Genomic DNA, 6,432 nt, shown 5'->3' with positions numbered 1-6,432 from the left:
GCGGGGGGGGGGGGCGGGGGGGGGCGGGCCCCCCCCCCCCCGCGCCCCCCCCCCCCAGGCCGAGGCCGCCCATGCCGGCGCCCGCTCCACCGCCACCGCCCCCACCACCGCGACCGCCCTTGGCCTCGCCCTCGCCGCCACGTGCCTTGTTGCCGCCGCCACCGCCACTGGCCGGACGGGTCGGGCCCTGCGGTGGAATCTGCAGGTCGGTCGGCACTGGGGCCAGATCCAGTGCCTGGCGCACGAAATCACGTAGCGATACCACCAGGTCGTGGGTATGCACCGGCCGGCCCTGCGCCAGTTCGGTGGCGGCGCGCGCGGCCAGCCGCACCTGTTCGTCGGTGCCCAGCAGCAGGATGTCCGACAACGCCGCCTCCACTGCATCGCGGATGCGCCGTGCACGCTCCGAGCCGGGCTCGGCGCTGCCGCTTTCGTGGGCGCGCTGGCGCAGTTCGCGCAGATGGGTGGGGTCCACGCCCAGATCGCCGGTGAACGAGCCGCCCAATGTCTTGTAGGCGGCCATCAGCGTGCGCAGGCGCTCGTTGATCTGCCGGTTCTCGCGCTCGCGGCGCTGCTGCAGGGTCTGCATCACCAGCAGGCGGATGCCCACGCCCAGCAGGGTGATCAGCACCAGCCCGGCCAGCGTGGACAGCACCCCCTGCCAGGAACTGAAGTCGATACCGCGCATGCGCAGGCCTCCCCGGGAAGGCCCCAATGGTGGCCTACTTCAGGTGCAGGGATCGAGAGGATTGCCGCGGGCCACGATCAGCGGGTCGCGGGCGGTGGTCGGCAGCACCGGCATGCGCTCCACCGGCACGCCGAAGGTCGCGGCCAGGGTGGCCGGTGGCAGTGCCGCGCCACACAGGCGGTAGCCGATATCGGCGGGCATCGGCCGGTCGAAGAACACCAGGAAGTGGATGTCCTGCCCCAGTGCTTCGATCTGGTGTGGGTAGGCCGGGGGAATGAAGTACACATCGCCCGGTGACAGCAGGTACGTGTCGGTGCTGCCGTCGGGGTCGAGCACGGTCATGCGGGCATGGCCGCGGTGTACGTAGCCCATCTCGGCGGTATCGGGGTGCCAGTGCGGTTCGCGCATGCCGTCTTCGCCAATCTGCAGCGAGTACATGGCCAGGTGGCGCAGTGCGGGCCAGAACTGGCTGCGGGCGACCCGTGCGTGCCCATACGGGAAGGTCACCGGCGCCGACTGCGCTTCCACGTCGAAGCGCAGCGGCTGCGCGTGATCGGGTGACGCAGGCGGCAGACCCCGCGGGCGCGGTACCAGATAGCGGCTGCCGGTATCACGTGGCAGCGCCGCGAAAGCGCTGGCGGGCAGATCGAAGGTATTGCCCAGCACCGCATCGCTCATCGCACCGAAGGCCGCCTGCAGCGAGAAATCCTGCGGATGGGCATGGCTGAAGGCGATGATCAGTTCGGCGCGAGCGGGGCCCAGGTTTTCAATCAGGTGCAGGGCACCGCTGGGAATGTGAAACATCTGCCCTTCTGACACGACAAACGCACTGACTTGGTCACCGTTGTCGATCACCTGCACGCGCACCTGGCCCTGGCAGACGTAGGCCAGTTCATCGGCATTGGCATGCCAGTGCGCTTCGCGCATGGCGTCGGCTTCCAGCCGCAGGCGCTTGATCGACAGCCCCTGCAGCAGCGGGAACGCGGTGCCGTCCAGGCGGCGGACTTCGCCCAGCGCACTGGCATGGGCCAGTTCTGCGTGGGCCAGCGAGCGGACGTGACGGGACAGGGGCATGGCAGAAACAGACATGACGTTCTCCGTAGGGATCAGGCGATCGTGCTGGGCAGGGCCAGCAGGAAGCAGGTGCCCCGGCGTGGCGAGGACTGCACATCCACGAAGCCACCGCTGGCTTCCACCGCGGCGCGCACCTGGGCCAGGCCGAGGCCGCGCCCCGGGCCGCGGCTGCTGGCGCCGGGCTCGAACACGCGCGCGGCAACGGCCGGGTCGATGCCCGGCCCGTTGTCGGCCACCCGCACGATGCCGTAGCGGCCCGGTATGCGGCCGGGGCCGGCCACCACCAGGGTGCAGGTGTCGGTGCTGATGCGCAGCCGCGCGCCCGGCGCGCAGGCTTCGCGCGCGTTCAGGGCCAGGTTCACCAGCGCACGCTGCAGGGCACTGCGGTCCACCTGCACGCGTCCGGACAGCGCGCATGCATCCAGTTCCAGCTGCAGGGCCGGGGCGACGGCATGCCGCAGCAGCGGCGCCATCTCCTGCACCAGCTCGGCCAGATCCACGCCGTCACTGCTGCACGGACGCGGAATGTCCTGGCCCAGGAACAGCCGGGCCATGCCGGCGCCCTGCTGCAGGGCCTGCCCGGCCACGTCCAGCAGCGCGCTGTCGGCGGGGCCCAGTCGGCCGCCCTGCAGTGCCAGCCCGATCGCGGCGGCGGCCGCCTGCAGCACGTTGTTCAGATCATGGCCCAGCATGGCCAGGCGGCTGGCGGGGGACGGCTCGGCGGGAGCCACTGCCAATGGGGTGTGCATTACCGCTCTCCTTGCAATGCGGACGGGTCGAGTGATCAGCGGGTTTCGCGGCAGGCGCCCAGGAACCAGCTGCGGCGTTCGGCCTCGTCGATCCAGGTTTCGATCAGGCTGGTGCTGGCCACGTCGCCGTACTCGCTGCACACGCCATGGGTGGCACGCAGGAAGCCGACCAGGCGGCGGTTGTCGTCGGCCAGTTCGGCCAGCATGTCCTGCGCGGTGACATAGTCGGCATCGTTGTCCAGCAGGCGCTGGATGCGCTGGATGTGGCCGATCGAACGCAGGGTGGTGCCGCCGACCTTGCGCGCACGCTCGGCAATGGCATCGGTGGTGGCCAGCACCTGCGCGGACTGTTCGTCCAGCATCAGGTGGTAATCGCGGAAGTGCGGACCGCTCATGTGCCAATGGAAGTTCTTGGTCTTCAGGTACAGGGCGAACATGTCGGCCAGCAGCGCGGTCAGCGCCGGGGCCAGATCGGCGGCGGCCTGCGCGCCCAGGTCGTTGCGTACGCGCAGGGCGCTGGAAAAGGTGGGAGCGGTCATGACGGCGGTTCCAGTAGGGACGGATCCAGCGTAGGCAGCGCGCGGGCCGGCGCCCATTGCACCTGGGTATCGTGCGGGGCATACCTTGGTTTGCCCGGCCGGCTGCGCACATCCGTGCAAGACGCCGCGCCGGTTTCTTGCCCAGCATGGGCGGGCAAGGGACCGTAGCAGCGGTCTTTCGGCGTGGCCGACAGGCGGCGCCCCACCCTGGCACAGGAGGCCCGATGCCAACGCCGCGCACCCCATCCCCCTGGACCCCGGCACCGCACCCCAGTGGCGGCGGCGACGTGGTGTTCCCGCACCGGATCATTCCTGCCATGGCACTGCGTGCGGTGGCCTGCGTAGTGGTGCTGGCCATCGCCCTGTTCGACACGCTGTCCACGCTGGAAGGTGCGGTGGCGGTGCTGTACGTGCTGCCGTTGCTGCTGGTGGCGCGCACCGGCCGCCGCGGCGACATCATCGCCGTGGCCGTGGCCGGCGCCGGGCTGACCCTGTGCGCCTACCTGGATACGCACGGCATCGACCACGTAGGGCCGCAGACCGTGCGCGCACTGGTCAGCCTGGTGGCGATCGCGATCGCGGCCGTGCTGGCCCTGCAGAACCAGCGTTCGATGCGCACCCTGGCCGACCAGGCCGTGCTGCTGGACCTGTCGCACGACATGATCTTCGTGCGCGACCCGGCCGGGGTGATCGGGTTCTGGAACCTGACCGCCGAGCAGGTATACGGCTGGAGCCGCGAAGAAGCTGCCGGCCAACCCGCCGACCGCCTGCTGCAGACCCGCTACCCGGCGCCGCGCTCGCAGATTGAAGCGGACCTGCTGCAGCACGACCGCTGGGAAGGCCTGCTGGCGCAGCGCACCCGTGACGGCCGCACGCTGTGGCTGGAAAGCCGCTGGGTGCTGCAGCGCGATCGCCAGGGGCGGCCGCTGCGGGTGCTGGAGACGCATACCGATGTAAGCGAACGGCAGGCCGCACACGCCGCGCTGGTGCGCAGCGAACAGCGCTACCGGCGCATGTTCGACGGCAGCCGCATCGGCGTGGTGGAACAGGACTGGAGCGAGGTGCAGGCCGAACTGTCGCGGCATGGGGTGGGCGACCGCGCGCAGCTGCAGGCCTACCTGCAGGCGTCCCCGCAGGCGCTCACCCGCTTCCGGCAACGGGCGCGCCTGGTGGGCCTGAACCCGGCCTTCCGCCGCCTGATCGGGCAAGGCGCACCACCGGCGACGGTCGATGCGGTGCTGGCCGACGACGACCGCACCTTCGCCGCATCGCTGGCCGCCTTCGTTGCCGGCGCGACGCACTGCGAAGGCGAGACATCCATCGTGCGCGCCGACGGCAGCACGGTGCCGGTGCTGTTCACCATCACCTTCCCCGACCGCCGCGAAGGCGATGGCACGGTGCTGGTGTTCGTGGTCGACATCCACGAGCGCAAGCAGGCCGAGGCCCGCGCGTTGGCCGCGCAGGCCGAACTGGCCCATGCCAGCCGCGTGGCCACCCTGGGTGAACTGACCGCGTCGCTGGCGCACGAGGTGAACCAGCCGCTGATGGCAGTGGTGACCAATGGCGAGGCCGGGCTGCGCTGGCTGCGCCGACCGCAGCCAGAACTGCACGAAGTGGAACTGGCGATCGAGCGCACCATCGCCGAAGGGCGCCGTGCCAGCGGCATCGTCAAGAACGTGCGCGACTTCCTGGGCAAGACGCCGCCCGCGCACGAAGTGCTGGCCCCGGCCGTGCTGGTGGACGATGCCCTGCGCCTGCTGCAGCACGAGCTGCAGCGCGAGCAGGTGCAGGTACAGGTGGACCAGGTGGCCGCGCTGCCGGACGTGCCGGGCCAACGCATCCAGCTGCAGCAGGTGCTGGTGAACCTGCTGTTGAATGCCTGCCAGGCCATGAGCGGCCAGCCCGGCGTGCGCGCCCTGCACATCGAACTGCAGGCGATCGACGGCCATGTGCGCATCGACGTGAGCGACACCGGCCCGGGCATCGCCGCCGAACACGTGGCGCGCCTGTTCGAGCCCTTCTTCACCACCAAGCCGCAGGGCATGGGCATGGGCCTGCCGATCTGCCGCACCACCGTGGAAGCCCACGGCGGCCAGCTGCAGGTGCGCAGCACGCCCGGCACCGGCACCTGCTTTACCCTGCTGCTGGCCACTGCACCGGAGACCGCCTGACATGCATCGTTCCGCGCCCCCACCCGCTGCACCACCGTTGGTGGTGATCGTGGATGACGATCCGTCCGTGCGCACCTCGCTGGACAGCCTGCTGCGCTCGGTCGGGCTGCAGACGCGGCTGTACGCGGCCCCTGGCGAACTGGGCGCGCAGCCGCTGCCCGATGTGCCCGGCTGCATCGTGCTGGACGTGCGCCTGCAGGGCGTGAGCGGTCTGGATGTGCAGGCCCAGCTGGCCGCCCAGGGCGTGGCCCTGCCGGTGGTGTTCATGACCGGCCATGGCGACATTCCGATGACGGTGAAGGCGATGAAGGCCGGCGCGGTGGATTTCCTGGCCAAGCCCTTCCGCGACCAGGACATGCTGGATGCGGTGACCGCGGCCATCGAACGCGACCGCCAGCGCCGCCAGAGCGATGGCGCGCTGGACGGCGTGCGCGCGCACTACGCCACCCTGACCAGCCGCGAGCGCGAGGTGATGGCGCTGGTGGTGTCGGGCCTGATGAACAAGCAGGTGGCCGCCGAACTGCAGTTGAGCGAGATCACGGTGAAGATCCACCGCGGCAACGTGATGCGCAAGATGGGCGTGCGCTCGTTGGCCGAGCTGGTGCGCCAGGCCGAAGCCCTGGGCATCGGCCACTGAGCACAGGCCGCGCCCGGGCCGCTACCCACACCTGCGTATGATGGTGGCGGCCGCGCGACTGCGGCATAAAGGACACCAGCCAAGCCCGGACCCGTTGCGTCCGGGGTGGCATGAAGGAGTCCCACATGTTTCCGCCCCCCCTCATCGCGATCGTGGACGACGATGCCGGCGTCCGCGCGTCGCTGTCCAGCCTGATGCGTGCGCTCGGCTATACCGTACGTGCCTACGCCCACGGCCAGGCGCTGCTGGATGACCGCACGCTGCCCGCGCCGGCCTGCATCATCAGCGATGTGCAGATGCCCGTACTCGATGGTGAACAACTGCAGGCACGCCTGCGCGCGCGCGGTGCGGTGCCGCCGATGATCTTCCTGACTGCCTTCCCCACCGCGGCCGTGGAACAGCGCGTGCGTGCGTCCGGCGCTGTCGGGTTCCTGCGCAAGCCGGTGGACGCCGATGCGCTGGCCGACTGCCTGCAGCGGCTGTTCGAGGCAGGCGATCACACCAAGGTATGCCCCGGCGAACCGAGCGTGTGATGTTGCGCCGAGCCCCCCAGGCGTAGCGTGGACCTCGTTCC

At 70.5% G+C, this 6,432-nt stretch carries 7 protein-coding genes; 3 read left to right on the top strand and 4 right to left on the bottom strand.

Annotated features, from left to right (window positions below; genetic code table 11):
- The 4 genes from IAE58_RS09320 to IAE58_RS09305 form a co-directional block, all read right to left on the bottom strand.
- Positions 1-688, bottom strand: a 688-nt coding sequence (locus IAE58_RS09320) for a hypothetical protein (protein WP_200734976.1), incomplete at its 3' end; no start/stop codon positions are given.
- Positions 689-727: 39 nt separating this feature from the next.
- A complete protein-coding gene (locus IAE58_RS09315; RefSeq protein WP_199932739.1) occupies positions 728-1,777 on the bottom strand; it encodes a cupin domain-containing protein in 1,050 nt (349 codons plus the stop codon).
- A gap of 17 nt (positions 1,778-1,794) precedes the next feature.
- Positions 1,795-2,511, bottom strand: coding sequence for an ATP-binding protein (locus IAE58_RS09310; protein WP_199932740.1), 717 nt, complete (start codon positions 2,509-2,511; stop codon positions 1,795-1,797).
- A 35-nt stretch (positions 2,512-2,546) separates the two neighbouring features.
- On the bottom strand, positions 2,547-3,050 hold the full coding sequence (locus IAE58_RS09305; protein WP_108751908.1) for a DNA starvation/stationary phase protection protein: 504 nt from the start codon (positions 3,048-3,050) through the stop codon (positions 2,547-2,549).
- Between the two features lie 224 nt (positions 3,051-3,274).
- Between IAE58_RS09305 and IAE58_RS09300 the strand changes: the two genes are divergently transcribed.
- The 3 genes from IAE58_RS09300 (at position 3,275) to IAE58_RS09290 (ending at position 6,391) form a co-directional block, all read left to right on the top strand.
- Positions 3,275-5,221 carry an ATP-binding protein gene (locus IAE58_RS09300; protein WP_199932741.1) on the top strand — a complete coding sequence of 649 codons (1,947 nt, stop codon included), beginning with the start codon at positions 3,275-3,277 and terminating at the stop codon, positions 5,219-5,221.
- A 1-nt stretch (position 5,222) separates the two neighbouring features.
- The gene (locus IAE58_RS09295) at positions 5,223-5,858 is read left to right on the top strand and encodes a response regulator transcription factor (protein ID WP_108748196.1); all 636 of its coding nucleotides are present in this window, start codon (positions 5,223-5,225) and stop codon (positions 5,856-5,858) included.
- A gap of 125 nt (positions 5,859-5,983) precedes the next feature.
- Positions 5,984-6,391 (top strand): response regulator, encoded by a 408-nt coding sequence (locus tag IAE58_RS09290; protein ID WP_199932742.1) that lies wholly within the window; start codon positions 5,984-5,986, stop codon positions 6,389-6,391.
- Positions 6,392-6,432 lie beyond the last annotated feature (41 nt).

Source organism: Stenotrophomonas sp. S49, assembly GCF_016624905.1.
Lineage (GTDB): Bacteria > Pseudomonadota > Gammaproteobacteria > Xanthomonadales > Xanthomonadaceae > Stenotrophomonas.
This window is presented reverse-complemented; position numbering and strand designations above follow the sequence as displayed.